The organism is Neoaquamicrobium sediminum (genome assembly GCF_040970315.1).
GTDB lineage: Bacteria > Pseudomonadota > Alphaproteobacteria > Rhizobiales > Rhizobiaceae > Aerobium > Aerobium sediminum.
On the sequence record NZ_JAZHFV010000001.1, the window covers coordinates 186744 to 203930 of the forward strand.

A 17187-nucleotide genomic window follows, 5' to 3' on the forward strand; every position below is an offset into this window, starting at 1 on the left:
TTCTACTCCTTGCTTGGCGGCTCGTAGGCGATGAGGAAGCTCCACACGCCATAGGCCCCTACCGCCCCTGCCAGCATCGCCCAGCCTGTCTGTCCGTTCACCAGTTCCAGCACCGCCCAGCCGAAACAGGCGAGCACGATGCCGACGCGCAGCCAGAGCGGGCGGAAGAAATCGTTGCCGTTCATGAAAACCCCGCTTCGGAAAGGAACCGCGTCAGGTTTGCATGGCCGAGCCGCGCATAGGCGGCAGGCTCGGCCTTTTCCGGGTCCTGCTCCGCTTCCACCACCACCCAGCCGGAATAGCCCGGCAATTCCTTGAGGACGCGTACATAGTCGATCATGCCGTCGCCGGGCACCGTATAGACGCCTTCCAGCACGGAATCGAGGAACGACCAGTCCTCGCGATTGGCGCGCCACATCACATCCTCGCGCACATCCTTGCAATGGACGTGGCCGATGCGGTCGCGGTAGTGCCGCGCGAGCCGCGCCGGGTCCGCGCCGCCCCATGTCGCGTGGCCCGTATCCAGCAGCAGCTGCACGCCATCGCCCGTCACAGCCATGAAGCGGTCGATCTCGGCCTCGGTCTGCACGCATGTACCCATGTGGTGATGATAGACGAGTTGCAGCCCGTATTCAGCCCTCAGCGCAGAGGCAAGTGCTGTGTAGCGCTCGCCGAATTGCGCCCAGTCGTCCTTTGCAAGCACCGGGCGCGCCGACAAAGGCACGGCGCGGTTGCTGTGGATCGCGTTGGAGGTCTCGGCGGCAATGAAGACGCCGCAGCCCATTTCGGCAAGCAGGGACGCATGATCCCGCGCGGCCGCGAGTTCGGCGTCGACGTCTCGCACCAGCAGCTCGGTCGACCACCAGCCACTCACCAGCTTGTGGCCGAAGCGTTCGAGAACAGGCCGCAGCTCGGCCGCGCGTCGCGGAAACTTGTTGCCCAGTTCCATGCCGACGAAGCCTGCAGCCTGCGCCTCGGCCAGGCACCGCTCCAGCGGAATATCTCCGCCGATCTCGATCATGTCGTCGTTGGACCAGCCGATGGGGTTGGCGCCGATGCGGATCATGTTGGTCGTATCTCCCGTTGCCTTGTCTCGGATCCGTCACTCGCCGATGCGCTGCTTTTCCCGAGCGTCCTCATAGGATGCGCGGGCAGCGCGCACGTCCTCGCGCTCGCTCACTTCGGGCACCGCCACGTCCCACCAGTGCCCGCCCGCCTCGGTGCTTGCAAGCGGATCGGTGTCGATCACCACGACGCTGGTCCGGTCGGATTCACGCGCCGCCTGCAGCGCCGTTTCCAGTTCCGCGATGGAGGCCACCTTGACCGCACGTGCACCGAGGCTTGCCGCGTGGGCGACGAAATCGACCTCGGGCAGCACCTCGTGCTGCGCATCCTTGAGCAGATTGTTGAAGCTCGCACCCCCGGTGGCGACCTGGAGCCGGTTGATGCAGCCGAAGCCGCGATTGTCGAGCAGCACGATCGTCAGCTTGAGCCCGAGCATCACCGATGTAGCGATCTCGGAATTGAGCATCAGATAGGACCCATCGCCAACCATGACGACCACCTCCTTGTCCGGTCGCGCCATCTTGGCGCCCAGGCCGCCTGCGATCTCGTAGCCCATGGCCGAGAAGCCGTATTCGGCATGATATGAACCCGGCCCGCCGGCCTGCCAGAGTTTATGCAGTTCGCCCGGCAGGCCGCCCGCCGCATGCAGCACGATCGCGTCATTGCCGATCGCCCGCTGCACGGCACCGATCACCTGCGCGTCGCTCGGCAGCGCTGCGTTGGTGGCGGCCGTCACCAACGCAGCGGCCTCCCGCCATGTAGCCTTGCCTGCCTGCGCATCGGCGGTCCAGGCGGCGGGCGCTGCCCACCCGGCAAGAGCAGCCGACAGTTCGCCCAGTCCCTCGCGCGCATCGGTCACCAGCGTCAGCGCCCGATGCTTGCCGGCGTCGAACGGCTGGACGTTGAGGCCGACGATGCGCTTGCCTGGATCGGCAAACAGCGACCAGGATCCGGTGGTGAAATCCTGCAGGCGCGTGCCGACCGCGATCACGAGATCGGCCTCGCGCGCCAGCCGGTTGGCGGCTTCGGTCCCGGTAACGCCAACCGCGCCCATGTTGAGCGGATGGCTGTCCGGCAGCGAGGATTTGCCGCCCTGCGTTTCGCAGACGGGAATGCCGCACGCTTCCGCCAGCGCTGCCAGCGCATCGGCAGCACCCGAATAGAGAACGCCGCCGCCGGCGATGATGAGCGGCTTTTTCGCCGCCCTGATCGCTGCGACAGCCCCTTCGAGTTCGCCCCGATCCGGGCGCAGACGGCGCGGCAGCCACAGCCGCTCGTCGAAGAAGCTTTCCGGATAGTCGTAGGCTTCCGCCTGCACGTCCTGGCACAGCGCCAGCGTCACCGGCCCGCACTCGGCCGGGTCGGTCAGCACCTGCATCGCACGCGCCATCGCCGGCACGATCTGCTCCGGCCGCGCGATGCGGTCGAAATAGCGCGAGACCGGCCGGAAGCAGTCGTTGGCCGAAACGGTCGCGTCGGCAAAGCTCTCCACCTGCTGCAGCACCGGATCGGGGATGCGGCTGGCGAACACGTCGCCGGGCAGCAGCAGCACCGGAAGCCTGTTCACATACGCAAGGGCTGCCGCCGTCACCAGATTGGTCGCACCCGGCCCGATCGACGTCGTGGCCGCCATCATGCGACGGCGGAAACTCGCCTTCGCATAGGCGATCGCCGCATGCGCCATCGCCTGCTCGTTGTGGGCGCGATAGGTCGGCAGCGCGTCGCGCACCTGATAGAGCGCTTCGCCGAGCCCCGCGACATTCCCATGACCGAAGATCGCCCATACGCCTGCAAAAACCGGCACGCGCGCGCCGTCGATCTCGGTCGTCTGGCGGGTCATGAAGCGCGTCAGCGCCTGCGCCATCGTCAGGCGCGCGGTCCTCGTCATGTCCTTCCTCCCTCTGCGTTCACGCCGCCCTGCCCGCTCTTGCCGATTGCCAGGCCCGCGTCAGGCTGTCGAAGCGCTCCGCCATCTCGGCAATCGCGGCCTCGTCGGAAATTTCGCCGGCAAACCAGCTCTCCGCCGCGCTCATGAACAGTGTCCTGCCGACAGCAAAGCCCTTTACCACCTGCACATCGGCGGTTGCCGCGAATGCCGCCTCGAGTTCGGCCTGCGGGGCCTCCAGCCCGAGCAGCATGACGCCCCTGCACCAAGGGTCGTTGCGTTCGATCACCGATGCGATGGCATTCCACGCCACAGGCGAGGCCTGCGGTTCGAGCTTCCACCAGTCGGGCTTGATGCCGAGCGCGTAGAGCTCCTCCAGCGCGGTCGCCACCGTGTCGTCGGCGAGCGGCCCGTGCTTGCCGCAGATGATCTCGATCAGCAGTTCGCGTCCGACCTTGCGCGCGGCATCGAACAGCGCCCGCAGCTTCTCCTGCTGCTCCGCCTTGAGCGCCGGCGGATCGTCGGGCCGGTAGAAGCACAGGCACTTGATGCAGTGGTCGACTGGCCATTCCACGAGCTGCGAGCCGATATCCTGACTGAACTCGAAGCGCAGCGGGCGCGAGCCCGGCACCTCGACCGGCCGGCCAAGCCACGAAAACTCGTGCCGCGCGAACTCGAACAGCGCCTCGCGCCCGAACCGTTCGTCGATCAGCATGCCATAGCCCGGCTTCCCGCCGGCAACCTCCGCCGCCGCCCTTACGGCCAGCGTCTTGAATGCGCCGATGCGGGCCGCGTCCTGCCCGTGGCGCGCGGCGAGTTCCTCGAACTGCGCGCGGTGGTCGACCGCAAAGGCCATGATCGACGGGATTTCCGTGCGCCGCGTGGTCGCCCAGTGGACATGGTTTATCGCCTCGTCCTTGCGCAACGCGTGGTGCCGTGAGCCATGCTTCAGGAAGAATTGCAGCTCCTCGAAGGTCGGGATCTCCGGCGCGCAGAGCAGTCGCGACACGGCAAAGGCGCCGCATGCGTTGGCCCATGTCGCCGCCGTCTCCAGCGGCTCGCCGCGCAGCCAGCCGCGCAGGAAACCCGACATGAAGGCGTCGCCGGCACCCAGCACGTTATAGACCTCGATCGGAAAGCCGCGCCCGACGATGCCCTGCTCCAGATCGTCGGGGATCGCGCCGTCATAGACGATGCAGCCCATCGGGCCACGCTTCAGCACGATCACGGCCTGCGAATGCACACGGATCGTCTTCAGCGCTGCCGGCAGTTCGCTCTCGCCCGAAGCGACCAGCACTTCCTCCTCCGTGCCGACGATCAGGTCGCATTCGGCAAGCACCGATTTCATCTTTGCCGAAACGGCGTCCGAGGCAATGTAGCGGTTGTCTCCTTCCGCATGGCCCGCAAGCCCCCACAGGTTCGGCCGGTAGTCGATGTCGAGCACGACCTTGCCGCCGGCCTCGCGCATCAGCCGCATCGCCTTGCGTTGAGCGGCCTCGGTTCCCGGCCGCGAAAAATGCGTGCCGGTGACGACGACGGCGCGCGCCCGGCCGATGAAATCGGCAGCGACGTCATCTTCGCCAAGCGCCATGTCGGCGCAGTTCTCGCGATAGAAAAGCAGCGGAAACGACCTGTCGTCCTGCACCGAGAGGATCGCCAGCGCCGTCAGCCGCTCCGGGTCGGCGACGATGCCGTCCGTGCTCACACCTTCGCGTCCGAGCTGCTCCCGGATGAAACGGCCGAACTGCTCGTCGCCGACGCGCGTCAGCAGCGCCGAGCGCAGGCCCAGCCGCGCCGTGCCGATCGCGATGTTGGCGGGGCAGCCGCCGACCGACTTGGCGAAAGACGCCGCATCCTCCAGCCGCGCGCCGATCTGCTGACCATAAAGGTCGACAGAGGCGCGCCCGATGGTGATGACGTCGAGTTCAGCGGTGCGTTCGCCTGCCGAGGCGGCCATGTTGTCCTCCAGCTTTTCGCAGGGCCGAAACACCGGCCTCTCGCCGCCGGCATCCTCAATACGAAATATCAATTCCAATGTAACGTCAATATGGAATAGACATTCCTTTTATGGCTATGCCGCTTCCTAGCCGGCGAGACGGCGCCGTTCCTCCGCGCAACCGACCGCAAGCGTCATCGCCAGCGCCATGGTCGCGCCGAGCGAGCGGAAGCCCGAAAAATCCGATTCGGCAACCTCGAACCAGACCGCAGCGAACTGCGCCAGCGGCGAAAAGGCGCTGTCGGTGATGGCAACGATCGGCACCCCGCGCTCGTGGAGCACCCGCACCTCGTCGATCGTGGCTGGCGCATAAGGCGAGAAACTCACCGCGATCACCGCATCGCGCGGCGTGGCGAAGCCGATGATCTCCGGCTGGAGCCCGGATGCGGACTCGATGATCTGGCTGCGCACATGCAGCTTGCCGAGCGCGTAGCCGAGATAGCTGGCGACCGGAAACGAGCGTCTTTTGGCGAGGATGTAGAGCGTCTCCGCCCGGGCTAGGATACCGACCGCCCTGTCGAGCGTTGCCTCGTCCACGCTGCGCGCCATCAGGTCCAGCGAGCGGACCGATGCGGCGAGGAACCCGTCGAGCATCGCCCGGTTGGTCGTGCCGTTCTGCGCCTCGTCCCGCAGTGCGGCCAGCCGCTCCTCATAGGTCGTGTTGCGCTCGCGCAGACGTTCACGAAATACCGACTGCAGGCTCGTGAACCCGTCGAAGCCGAGCTGCTGCGCGAAGCGGATCAGCGTCGAGGGCTGCACGCCGGCCGAGGCCGCAATGCTGGCCGTCGTGCCGAAGGCGATCTCGTCGGGGTTGTCCAGCGCATAGGCAGCCACCTGCGCAATGCGCTTCGGTAAGACGCTGCGCTGCTCAAGGATCGTTTCCCGCAGCGTTTCATAATCTCTTGGATAGGCAGCCTCGCCGGCCGGCGAACGGTCATTCATCCCAGTGTCGTCTCCCGGCCTCACAGGCAGTTAAGCGCCGCGCTGGCGCCAATGAACTAAACATTCCATTTTTGATGGAAATAGACTAAATCATTCGCATCAGCTTGCCAAGCGATGGGAGAGAGCATGGTTGCGAATATCGGCGTGGGCCTGATCGGCACCGGTTTCATGGGCAAATGCCACACGCTCGCCTGGAAGGCGGTCGGCACCATCTTCCCCGACATGCCGGCAATCACCCTTGCCCATCTCGCCGAGGTCGATGCCGATCTGGCACGGCGGCGCGCCGACGAGTTCGGATTTGCCCGGTCGACCGACGACTGGCGCACCGTCGTCGCCGATCCGCAGGTCGATGTCGTGTCGATTGCCGCACCCAATGAATTCCATCCCGAAATGGTAATCGCGGCCCTCGAAGCCGGCAAGCATGTCTGGTGCGAGAAACCGATGGCGCCCGCCCTCGCCGATGCCGAGCGCATGGCGCGGGCGGCACGGGCGGCACGGGCGAGCGGCAAGGTTGCGGTGCTTGGCTACAACTACATCCAGAGCCCCGCGATGCGGCATATAAGCCGCCTGCTCGCCGACGGCGCAATCGGCACCATCGCCCAGTTGCGCATCGAGATGGACGAGGACTTCATGGCCGACCCGGAGGCCATGTTCTTCTGGAAACATGAAGCCAAGTCCGGCTACGGCGCGCTCGACGATTTCGCGGTGCATCCGCTCTCCATCGTTTCGGTACTGTTCGGCCGCGTCGCGCGCGTGGTCTGCGACATGGCAATGCCCTATCCCGACCGGCCGATGCATGGCGGCGGGCGGCGCGACGTCGAAACCCACGACATCGCCTCCGCGCTGATGCAGCTCGAAAGCGGCATCCCGGCCACCTTGCAGGTCAGCCGTTCGGCATGGGGCCGCAAGGGCCGCCTCGCGATCCAGATCTTCGGCTCGAAGGGCACCATCCTGTTCGATCAGGAGCGCTTCAACGAGGTGCAGCTCTATCTCACCGCCGATCCCGTGGGCGAACAGGGCTTCCGTACCATCCTCAGCGCGCCCCGGCACGAACCCTATGGGCAGTTCGTGCCCGCGCCGGGCCATGGGCTGGGGTTCAACGACCTCAAGACCATCGAATGCCACGAGTTGATCACGTGCCTTTCCGGCGGGGGCGCTCGCGTCATCGACTTCGATAGGGGCCTGGAGATCGAGCGTACCGTGCATGCAATGGCCCGCTCGCATGCCGAACGGCGCTGGATCGACGTCGTCCACCCCGCCGCATAGACCGGCGGCACCACACGGCTACAGTCGGACGGTGCGGCCTTCCCTGGCGGAGGTCAGCGCCGCGTCCGCGAGCCGCAGCGCCGCAAGCCCGTCCGCCCCGCTCGGCGAAGGCGCCTTGCCTTCGGTGACGGTCGCAATGAAGGCCGCGATCTCGTTGGCGTAGGCCTCGGTGTATCGGGTCATGAAGAAATCGTGCAGCGGCGGCCGCGTATAGCCCGCGGCATTTGCGACTTCGATGGACACCGGACGCTGGTTTTCCGCCGCCACCATGCCCTTCGAGCCGAGCACCTCGATGCGCTGGTCGTAACCGTATGTCGCGCGGCGCGAATTGGAGATCGTGCACTGACGGCCCGACGCCGTCATCAGGATAACACTGACGCTGTCATAGTCGCCGAGTTCGCCCACTCTTTCGTCAACGAGCACGGATGCGCTGGCACTCACCATCACCGGCTCCTCGCCCAGCAGGAAGCGCGCCATGTCGAAATCGTGGATCGTCATGTCGCGGAAGATGCCGCCCGAACGCGGGATGTAGTCCAACGGCGGTAGGCCGGGGTCGCGCGAGGTGATCGTCACCATCTCCACAGCTCCGACCGCGCCATCGTCGATCGCCTGCCGAACGGCCTTGAAATGCGGATCGAAGCGCCGGTTGAAACCAACCATCAGCGTGGCACCGGTTTGCTCCACCACCGACAGGCACTGCTCCACGCGGCCGATGTCGAGATCGACCGGCTTTTCGCAGAACACGGCCTTGCCGGCGCGCGCGAACCGCTCGATGAGGTCGGCATGCGTGTCGGTCGGCGTGCAGATGATGACGGCATCGACATCGTCCGCCCGTTCGATCTCGTCGATGCTTTTCACCGTCGCACCGTAGATCGCGGCGAGCTCCTGGGCGACGTCGGCAAAGGCGTCGGCGACGGCGACGAGCCGCGCCTTGTGGTTGGAGGCGACGGCACGCGCATGGACCTTGCCGATGCGGCCGGCGCCAAGAAGGGCGAAAGATAGTGTCATCTGCTTTCTGCTCGCAAAACGGGGGACGCGACCCGCGTCCCCATCCGGTTTTTCATCCATGCTTTCAGGCGGGTAAGCCCTAGACCGTCCCGCCCAGCGAGCCCTCCAGCTCCGCTAGCTCGGCACCGCCCGCCATCAGGTCCTGCAATTCTTCGGTCGTGATCTCGCCGCGTTTCGCCGTGCCGAGCGTCTGGCCGCGATTGAGAACGGTGAACCGGTCGCCGACCGCCATGGCATGGCGCACATTGTGGGTGATGAACACGACGCCGATGCCCTTCTTGCGCACCTGGTCGATGGTGGCAAGCACCTTGGAGGTCTGCCGCACGCCGAGCGCCGAGGTTGGCTCATCGAGGATCAGAACCCGCGCCCCGAAATGAACTGCACGGCAGATCGCCACCGTCTGGCGTTCGCCGCCCGAAAGCGTGCCTACAGCCTGGTCCGGCTCGCGCAGGCGGATGCCCATCTCGCGCATCGCCTCCATCGCCACCCTGTTGGCGGTCTGGAAATCGAAGAAGCGGAATGGCCCGACGCGCCGCTTCGGCTCGCGGCCCATCCAGAAATTGCGGGTCACCGACATAAGCGGGATCATCGCGAGGTCCTGATAGACGGTGGCGATGCCACGTGCCATCGCGTCGCGCGGGCTGGTGAAGGCGACCCGTTCGCCATCGACCAGGATTTCGCCGCGCGTCGGCTTGTGAACGCCTGACATCGTCTTGATGAAGGTCGACTTGCCGGCGCCGTTGTCGCCCAGCAGGCAGTGGCATTCGCCGGGCATGACCGAGACCGATACGCCGGCCAGCGCGATCACCGAGCCGAAATGCTTTTCGATGTCGCGCAGTTCGATGAGCGGTGTGTCTGCCATTTCAGCGCTCCCCCGTGATCAGGCGGCGGATATAGGTGTTGAGCACCACCGCGAGCAGAAGGATGACGCCAAGGAAGACCCGGAACAGCGAGCTTTCGACGCCGGCGAAGAACAGGCCCTGCTGCACTACGCCGAAGATCAGCGCGCCGAAGGCCGCCCCGATCACCGAGCCGTAGCCGCCGGTGAGCAATGCGCCGCCGATGACGACGGAGATGATCGCCTCGAACTCCTTCAGGAGACCACGGTCGGCCGCCGCCGAGCCGAACTCGAGCACCTGGCAGGTTGCGAAGACCGTGGCGCAGAATGCGGTGAACACGAACATCAGGATCTTTACCCGGTTCACTGGCACGCCGACATAGCGCGCGGCCTGGGCATCGCCGCCTGCGGCGAATATCCAGTTTCCAAACTGCGTGCGGGTCAGAAGCACATGCGCAAAGATGATGAGCGCCAGCGCCCAGACCATCAACATGGGAATGCCGTCGATCACCGGCTGGCCGGCGCGCGTTCCGGCCACGAATTTGCCGATCACCCCGATGTCGGCGAGCCATACGAACAGCCCGCTGAGGATCTTGCCGCCGAACAGCGCCGCCAGCCAGTCGCCCTCGGCTGCCTCCTTGACGCCGCCGATGATCGTCTGGCGCGTCGTCGAAATCGAGATGAAGATCGTCAGGCCGCGAAGGATGTAAAGAAAGGCCAGCGTCACGATGAAGGACGGCAGGCCGGTTCTGATGACGAGAAATCCGTTCACCCAGCCGATCGCCATAGCCAGCAGGAAGGCGGCGATGATCGCCGCCCACATCGGCCAGCCATACGTCACCGAAAGCAGCGCGATGACGATGCCGGAAAAGCCGATCATCGAGCCCACCGACAGGTCGAACTCGCCGGCGATCATCAGCAGGCAGGCGCCCACGGCGATGATCATAAATTGCGCCGAGACAACGCCCCAGTTCATGACGCCCTCGGCGCTGAACATGCCAGTGTCGCGGGCGACCATGAGGAAATAGACGAAGACGAGGATCACCCCGCAGATGGCGCCCAGTTCGGGACGGACCAGCGCCTTGCGGAAGCGCGAGACCTCGCGAACCCGCTCGTCTCTCTCGGGTGGCTGGCCGGACGCGCCTTGCGCGCTTGGCTGGACGCTCTCGCTCATCTTTCGCTCCCTCGATCGCCCACGCGCCATCGACCGGGCGCGTAGACCCGCATGTCTGGCACATTCAAAGTCGTCTCGATGCGGATTTCAGGGCCGGGGGCGCATCCACCCCCGGCACGAGTTCAGCGGCTCAGCGGTATTCGCCCGCCAGCGCCTCGACTTGCTCGATATTGTCCTTGGTGATGTAGCCCGGACCCGAATTGATCGAGTTCGGCGGGATCACGCCGTAGCGGGCATAGTTGGTCAGGAGCACGATCGGCAGGTAACCTTGCAGATAGGGCTGCTGGTCGATGGCGAAGTCGATAACGTCGGCCTTGATGCCCTCCGAGATGCCCTGCGACAGGTCGAAGGTCGCAAAGAAGACCTCACCCGCCATGCCGTTCTCCTGAAGGGCTGCCAGCGTCGGCTCCGCCGAGTTCGGTCCCAGCGTCAGGATGCCGTTGGTGTCGGCATTGGCGCGCAGATGGGCGAGTACCTTGTTCTTCACCTCGGCCGGGTCGATGCCGGAATCGATCATCTGGTTGCCGAGTTCGACGCCGAGCGCGTCGGCAAAGCCCTGGCAGCGCTCCACCGAGGCCGGGTTGGTGATGTAGTGGTTCACGCACACGAACTTGGTGACGCCCGCCTCCTTGGCGCGCTCGCCGGCGCCCTTGCCGGCGTCATATTCCGGCTGGCCGATATGCAGCATCGCGCCGAGCTGCTTCGATTGCTCGACCGTACCGGAGTTGACGGTAATCACCGGAATGCCCTTGGCCACCGCATCGCTGATCGGTCCCTCCAGCGCATTGATGTCAGCGATCGAGGTGACGATGCCGTTCGGGCTCGAGGCTGCGGCCTGCTCGATGATGCGCGCCATGTCGGCGATGTCACCCGTCGGCGGATTTCGGTATTCGACCGTCACGTCCATCTGCTCGGCGGCGACGTTCAGCGCATTCTTGATCGTGTTCCACCATGAATCGGAATCCGGCGCATGGCTGACGAAAACGAACCGCTCGCCTTCGGCCTGCGCCGTGCCGGCGGCTCCTGCAGCCGCGGCAAAGGCCAGCCCGAGCGCCAATAGAAGCTTCCTCATTGTCGTTCTCCTCCACATTCGGTGTCCGGCTGCACCGATTTTATTGCCGGAGACCTGCCGCCTGACGGCAGACCTGTCTTTCGTGGCTCGACTGGCGAAGCCGGAATGGCAATTCCTCCCGGACCGTCCATTTCAGAATGTTCGCGCCATATTCGGCCAGTATGAAATATTTATTCCATATTGAGCCGTAACGTCAAGTGGCGTTTCACCCGTGCGCAAGACGACAGGTTCTTTGCCCCTGTAGCGATGGGCGAAGCGGCTCGGCTGCCGCAGGAGTCAAGAATTTGGAGCGGGGCGGCAAAACGGCCCCAAGTGGCCTACTGCGCTTCTTTGGCCGCGTCGTATGACGCAAGGGCGCGTTTTCTCGCAGCCGCGTGGTCGACCACAGGCTTGGGATAGGTGCGGCCAAGGTCCACGCCGGCGTCTGCCAGCACCTGGGCCGGCGCGTCCCATGGTTTATGCAGGTAGCGGTCGGGAAGTTTGTCCAGCTCGGGCACGAAGCTTCGGACATAGCTGCCGTCGGGATCGAACTTTTCGCCCTGCAGCACCGGATTGAATATCCGAAAATAGGGCGCCGCATCAGCGCCGGATCCCGCCACCCACTGCCAGTTTGCCGGATTGCTGGCGGCGTCGGCATCCACCAGCGTATCCCAGAACCAGCGCTCGCCCTCGCGCCAGTCGATCAGCAGATGCTTGGTCAGGAACGAGGCGACGATCATGCGCACCCGGTTGTGCATCACGCCGGTCTGCCAGAGTTCGCGCATGCCGGCATCGACGATCGGATACCCGGTTCTGCCCCGCTGCCACGCACGCAGGGCTTCCTTGTCGGACTTCCATGGGAAGGCATCGAAGGCTGGCTGGAAGTTTTCCTCGCAGAGCCCCGGATTATGAAACAGCAGATGGTGGCAGAACTCGCGCCAGCCGATTTCCTGGCGGAACTTGGCAAGGTTCGCGCTCGAGACCTCCTTCGCCTCGGCGCGCAACGCCGCGAATATCTGGTAGGGCGTAATCTCGCCATGCGCCAGATGCGGCGACAGCCCAGACGTCGACCCGCCGGCCGGAAAATCGCGGCCATCCGCATAATCGTCCAGCCGTTCCGAGATGAAGCTTTCAAGCCGCGCATGCGCACCGTCTTCACCGGGCGTCCAGACTTCGCCGAAAGCCTTGGCCCAGTCCGGTGATCGCGGCAATGGAAACAGCTCGTCGAGCGTCTGCGAGGCGATCTTGCCGTCATAGCCGGCGATCCTGCGCGGTGGATCGATCGGGGCGCGCGGATCGGGACCGGCCGACATCGCCTTCCAGAACGGCGTGAACACCTTGTAGAACGACCCCGCACCCGTCTGCAGACGAGACGGCTCGTGCAGAAGCTGTCCGTCGAAACTTTCCGCACGCAGGCCGCGTTCGCGCAGCGCGCTCTTGATCGCCGCGTCCGCCGCCGCTCCGGCCGGATGATAGCGGCGATTCCAGAACACCGTGTCGGCGTCGATTTCTCCGACCAGATCGTCCACGACGTCCGACATCGCCCCACTGCGTAGCACCAGTCGGACCCCGCGCTTTTCGAGGTCTTCGCTCAGCCGCGCCAGCGAATGGTGCAGCCACCAGCGCGCCGCGCCGCCGGGCGCACGCATGCCTTCGCTTTCCTCATCCAGCACATAGGCCGCAAGCACCGGCTTGTCCGTCTGCGCGGCCGCTGCCAGCGCGCCGTTTTCGGAAACCCGCAGATCGTGGCGGAACAGGACGAGCACCGTTCCCTGACCGTCCGGTCTGTCGTGGCTCATCGTGCCGGCATTCCCCTGCTCGTCGATTCCATCTTCATATCCAGACTACGCAGTCCGGCCGTTTTCGGTTCATTGCAAAATGCCTCGGCGCGCAATCGGTTTCCTGGAGGCAAAAACGACAGGGGGCCGCGATCGCGGCCCCCTGCTTCCGGATCGGGAAAAGCCGATCTTACTGCCAGCTCTTGACCAGCTCGTCGTAGTTGACGGTCTGAGGCTGTTCCTTTTCGTTTTCGATCTTGAGCTGCGGCGCGAGGTTGCCCTTCTCCACGGCATCCTTGTTCCAGTATTCGAGGTCGTGTTCCTCGGCGAGCTTGGGACCGATATCACCCTGCACGCCTGCGCGCTCCAGGCGCTCCATCACCCGCTCCTGCTCGGCGCAGAGCGAGTCCATGGCTTCTTGGGCGGTCTTCGCGCCCGAGGACGCATCGCCGATTGCCTGCCACCAGAGCTGCGCGAGCTTCGGATAGTCAGGCACGTTGGTGCCGGTCGGCGACCACTGCACGCGGGCCGGCGAGCGGTAGAACTCGATCAGGCCGCCGAGCTTGGGCGCGCGCTCGGTGAAGGATTCGTGCTGGATGCTCGATTCCCGGATCAGCGTCAGGCCGACATGGCTCTTCTTGACGTCGACCGTCTTCGACACGACGAACTGCGCATAGAGCCAGGCGGCCTTGGCGCGATCGTCGGGGGTGGACTTGAGGATCGTCCAAGAACCCACGTCCTGATAGCCGAGCTTCATGCCGTCCTTCCAGTAGACGCCATGCGGCGACGGCGCGAAACGCCACTTCGGCGTGCCGTCTTCGTTGACCACCGGCAGCCCGTCCTTGACCATGTCGGCGGTGAAGGCCGTGTACATGAACATCTGCTGAGCGATCTCGCCCTGCGCGGGAACCGGTCCGGATTCCGAGAAGGTCATGCCTTGGGCCGAGGCCGGCGCGTAAGCCTTCATCCAGTCCAGATATTTCTGGATCGCATAGACGGAAGCCGGGCCGTTGGTGTCGCCGCCGCGCGCCACGCAGGAGCCCACGGGACGCGAGTTCTCATCGACCTTGATGCCCCATTCGTCGACCGGCAGGCCGTTCGGCAGGCCCTTGTCGCCGTTCCCGGCCATCGACAGCCAGGCATCGGTGAACCGCCAGCCCAGCGACGGGTCCTTCTTGCCATAGTCCATATGGCCATAGACCTTCTTGCCGTCGATCTCGCGGCCGGTGAAGAACTCTGCGATGTCCTCATAGGCCGACCAGTTGACCGGCACGCCGAGGTCGTAGCCGTATTTCTCCTTGAACTCGGCTTTGTTCGCCTCATCGTTGAACCAGTCGTAGCGGAACCAGTAGAGGTTCGCGAATTGCTGGTCGGGCAACTGGTAGAGATCGCCGTCCGGCGCGGTGGTGAACTTCAGCCCGATGAAATCATCCAAGTCGAGGTTCGGGTTGGTGACGTCCTTGCCCTCGTTCGCCATCCAGTCGGTCAGCGACCGGGCCTGCTGGTAGCGCCAGTGGGTGCCGATCAGGTCGGAGTCGTTGACATAGGCGTCATAGACGTTTTCACCCGACTGCATCTGCGTCTGCAGTTTCTCGACGACGTCGCCCTCGCCGATCAGGTCGTGCGTGATGTTGATGCCGGTAATGGCTGCGAATGCAGGAGCCAGGGTTTTGGATTCGTACTCATGCGTGGTGATGGTCTCCGACACCACCTTGATGTCCATGCCCTTGAATTGTTCTGCAGCGTCGATGAACCACTGCATCTCGGCTTCCTGCTCCTCGCGGCTGAGCGCGGACATGTCGCCGATCTCTGCGTCGAGGAATGCCCGCGCCGCTTCCATGTCGGCGAAGGCGGGCGCCGCTCCGACCAGGAGCGCTATTGCTGTCGTTGATGCCAAAAGCTGCCGTCGCATTGATTTCCTCCCTAGGGTTTGAATGCGATCCGGAAGCGGCGCAGGTGCGCCGCATCCGCAGTTTCCCGCGCTAGACGTATCGAAACACGCCGATGGCGTAGACGACCGAAAGTGCGAGTGCCCACCACAGGCCGGGCCCGACCAGCCCAAGCCAAGCGAGATGGATGAAGGCGCTGCCGAGCAGCGAAACGAAAAGGCGGTCGCCGCGCGTCGTCTCGAAGCGCAGGATGCCCACACGAGGATGCCCGCCGGGCCGGGCGTATTCCCACACCGCCATCAGCGCGAGCAGCAGGAAGATGGTCGAGAAGAACAGCGCGGTCGGAAACGACCATGCCATCCAACTGCGCGGAAACAGCGAGGCGAACCAGTCCCGCTCGCCATCCTCCACCGGCAGGCGCTGCATGAAGAACCAGACCGCCGCGACGTAGATCGCCAGGACGACGGCCAGCGGTATCTGCCAGCGGCGTGTTTGCGTCATCATACCCTCCCCAGGGCGAAGCCCTTGGCGATGTAGTTGCGCACGAACCAGATCACGAGCGCGCCGGGGATGATCGTCAGCACGCCGGCTGCGGCCAGCACGCCCCAGTCGAGCCCGGAGGCGGAGACCGTGCGGGTCATCGTGGCAGCGATCGGTTTGGCGTCGGTCGTCGTCAGCGTGCGGGCGATCAGCAGCTCCACCCACGAGAACATGAAGCAGAAGAAGGCCGCCACCCCGATACCGCTGGCGATCAGCGGCATGAAGATCTTCACGAAGAAGCGCGGGAAGGAATAGCCATCGATATAGGCGGTCTCGTCGATCTCTTTCGGCACGCCGGACATGAAGCCTTCGAGAATCCAGACCGCCAGCGGAATGTTGAACAGGCAGTGCGCGATCGCCACGGCGATATGCGTGTCGATCAGGCCGAAGGCCGAATAGAGCTGGAAGAACGGCAGCGCGAAGACCGCCGGCGGGGCCATGCGATTCGTCAGCAACCAGAAGAACAGGTGCTTGTCGCCGAGGAACCTGTAGCGCGAGAAGGCATAGGCCGCCGGCAGCGCCGCGAGTACCGAAATGGTCGTGTTGAGCACGACGTAGATGATCGAGTTGATGTAGCCCGAATACCAGGACGGATCGGTGAAGATCACCGCGTAGTTGCGCAGCGTCGGGCTTTGAGGCCACAGCGAGAAGACGTTGAGGATTTCCTGGTTTGTCTTGAAGCTCATGTTGATGAGCCAGTAGATCGGCAGCATCAGGAAGATAATGTAGAGCGTAGGCACCAGCCACCAGAAGCGGGATTCCCCGCCGCGCCGGCGCATCTGCCGCAGCACGCGCTCGTTGGCCGCCGCCTTGTCGGCCGTGGTTCGGGTCTCCGGCACGGCCTCGCCGTTGCGCATCGTGGCCGTTCTTTCGTCGCCGGCCATCACTTCTTCTCCGCGTCGTAATTGGTCATGACGGTGTAGAAGACCCACGACATCGCCAGGATGATCAGGAAGTAGATGATCGACATCGCCGCCGCTGGCCCGAGGTCGAACTGGCCGATCGCCATCTTCACGAGGTCGATGGACAGGAACGTCGTCGAGTTGCCCGGCCCGCCGCCCGTCACCACGAAGGGCTCGGTGTAGATCATGAAGGAATCCATGAAGCGCAGCAGGATCGCGATCAGCAGCACGCGGCTCATCTTCGGCAACTGGATATAGCGGAACACCGCCCAGCGCGACGCGCCGTCGATCTTCGCCGCCTGGTAGTAAGCCTCGGGGATTGAGACGAGGCCGGCATAGCACAACAGCACCACGAGGCTCGTCCAGTGCCACACGTCCATGACGATCACCGTCACCCAGGCATCGATCGGATCGTTGACGTAGTTGTAGTCGATGCCGAGCGTATGGAGGGTGCGCCCCAACAGGCCGATGTCGATGCGGCCGAAGACCTGCCAGATCGTGCCGACCACGTTCCACGGAATGAGCAGCGGCAGCGCCATCAGCACCAGACAGACCGGCACGCCCCAGCCCTTGCGCGGCATGTTGAGCGCGATGAAGATGCCGAGCGGAATCTCGATCGCCAGGATGATGGCCGAAAAGGCGAGATTGCGGCCCATCGCCAGCCAGAACCTGTCGGAGCTGAGTATCTCCTCGAACCATTCGGTGCCGGCCCAGAAGAACTGGTTGCCGCCGAACGTGTCCTGCACCGAATAGTTGACGACGGTCATCAGCGGGATGACGGCCGAGAACGCCACCAGCAGCAGCACCGGCAGCACCATGAACCAGGCCCGATTGTTCCAGGTCTTCTCCATGG

The 17187-nt window shown here is 64.6% G+C and carries 15 protein-coding genes; 1 reads left to right on the top strand and 14 read right to left on the bottom strand.

All coding sequences use genetic code 11. The features are described 5' to 3' along the window. Positions 1-2: 2 nt before the first annotated feature. The 5 genes from V1479_RS00885 to V1479_RS00905 form a co-directional block, all read right to left on the bottom strand. Positions 3-185, bottom strand: coding sequence for a DUF3329 domain-containing protein (locus V1479_RS00885; RefSeq protein ID WP_173188874.1), 183 nt, complete (start codon positions 183-185; stop codon positions 3-5). Further along, positions 182-1066, bottom strand: a complete 885-nt coding sequence (gene iolE, locus V1479_RS00890; protein ID WP_368801266.1) for a myo-inosose-2 dehydratase — start codon at positions 1064-1066, stop codon at positions 182-184. The genes V1479_RS00885 and iolE overlap by 4 nt, the downstream gene beginning before the upstream one ends. A 36-nt stretch (positions 1067-1102) precedes the next feature. Next, on the bottom strand, positions 1103-2953 hold the full coding sequence (gene iolD / locus V1479_RS00895; RefSeq protein WP_368801267.1) for a 3D-(3,5/4)-trihydroxycyclohexane-1,2-dione acylhydrolase (decyclizing): 1851 nt from the start codon (positions 2951-2953) through the stop codon (positions 1103-1105). A 19-nt stretch (positions 2954-2972) separates the two neighbouring features. Continuing rightward, positions 2973-4907, bottom strand: coding sequence for a bifunctional 5-dehydro-2-deoxygluconokinase/5-dehydro-2-deoxyphosphogluconate aldolase (locus tag V1479_RS00900; protein WP_368801268.1), 1935 nt, complete (start codon positions 4905-4907; stop codon positions 2973-2975). A gap of 126 nt (positions 4908-5033) precedes the next feature. Then, positions 5034-5888, bottom strand: a complete 855-nt coding sequence (locus V1479_RS00905) for a MurR/RpiR family transcriptional regulator (RefSeq protein ID WP_368801269.1) — start codon at positions 5886-5888, stop codon at positions 5034-5036. A 126-nt stretch (positions 5889-6014) separates the two neighbouring features. Here V1479_RS00905 and V1479_RS00910 point away from each other — a divergent pair, with 126 nt between their 5' ends. Continuing rightward, positions 6015-7154, top strand: coding sequence for a Gfo/Idh/MocA family protein (locus V1479_RS00910; protein WP_368801270.1), 1140 nt, complete (start codon positions 6015-6017; stop codon positions 7152-7154). A gap of 18 nt (positions 7155-7172) precedes the next feature. Here V1479_RS00910 and iolG read toward each other — a convergent pair whose 3' ends face one another. The 9 genes from iolG to V1479_RS00955 all read right to left on the bottom strand — a co-directional run bounded on the left by iolG (position 7173) and on the right by V1479_RS00955 (position 17185). Then, positions 7173-8162: an inositol 2-dehydrogenase gene (iolG, locus tag V1479_RS00915; RefSeq protein WP_368801271.1), complete on the bottom strand. Its 990-nt coding sequence runs from the start codon at positions 8160-8162 to the stop codon at positions 7173-7175. A 79-nt stretch (positions 8163-8241) separates the two neighbouring features. Continuing rightward, positions 8242-9024 carry an ATP-binding cassette domain-containing protein gene (locus V1479_RS00920; RefSeq protein ID WP_173188862.1) on the bottom strand — a complete coding sequence of 261 codons (783 nt, stop codon included), beginning with the start codon at positions 9022-9024 and terminating at the stop codon, positions 8242-8244. A gap of 1 nt (position 9025) precedes the next feature. After that, on the bottom strand, positions 9026-10174 hold the full coding sequence (locus V1479_RS00925; RefSeq protein ID WP_368801272.1) for an ABC transporter permease: 1149 nt from the start codon (positions 10172-10174) through the stop codon (positions 9026-9028). 130 nt (positions 10175-10304) lie between these two features. Beyond that, positions 10305-11246: a sugar ABC transporter substrate-binding protein gene (locus V1479_RS00930; protein WP_368801273.1), complete on the bottom strand. Its 942-nt coding sequence runs from the start codon at positions 11244-11246 to the stop codon at positions 10305-10307. A gap of 317 nt (positions 11247-11563) precedes the next feature. After that, positions 11564-13024, bottom strand: coding sequence for a cryptochrome/photolyase family protein (locus V1479_RS00935; RefSeq protein ID WP_368801274.1), 1461 nt, complete (start codon positions 13022-13024; stop codon positions 11564-11566). A gap of 169 nt (positions 13025-13193) precedes the next feature. Beyond that, positions 13194-14915 carry an ABC transporter substrate-binding protein gene (locus V1479_RS00940; RefSeq protein ID WP_368801275.1) on the bottom strand — a complete coding sequence of 574 codons (1722 nt, stop codon included), beginning with the start codon at positions 14913-14915 and terminating at the stop codon, positions 13194-13196. Between the two features lie 70 nt (positions 14916-14985). Then, positions 14986-15393 carry a DUF2160 domain-containing protein gene (locus V1479_RS00945; protein WP_421929427.1) on the bottom strand — a complete coding sequence of 136 codons (408 nt, stop codon included), beginning with the start codon at positions 15391-15393 and terminating at the stop codon, positions 14986-14988. After that, positions 15393-16211, bottom strand: a complete 819-nt coding sequence (locus V1479_RS00950; RefSeq protein WP_368801966.1) for a carbohydrate ABC transporter permease — start codon at positions 16209-16211, stop codon at positions 15393-15395. Before V1479_RS00950 ends, V1479_RS00945 begins: the two co-directional genes overlap by 1 nt. A gap of 104 nt (positions 16212-16315) precedes the next feature. Then, entirely contained in the window at positions 16316-17185 is an 870-nt protein-coding gene (locus tag V1479_RS00955; RefSeq protein WP_368801277.1) for a carbohydrate ABC transporter permease, read from the bottom strand. Positions 17186-17187 lie beyond the last annotated feature (2 nt).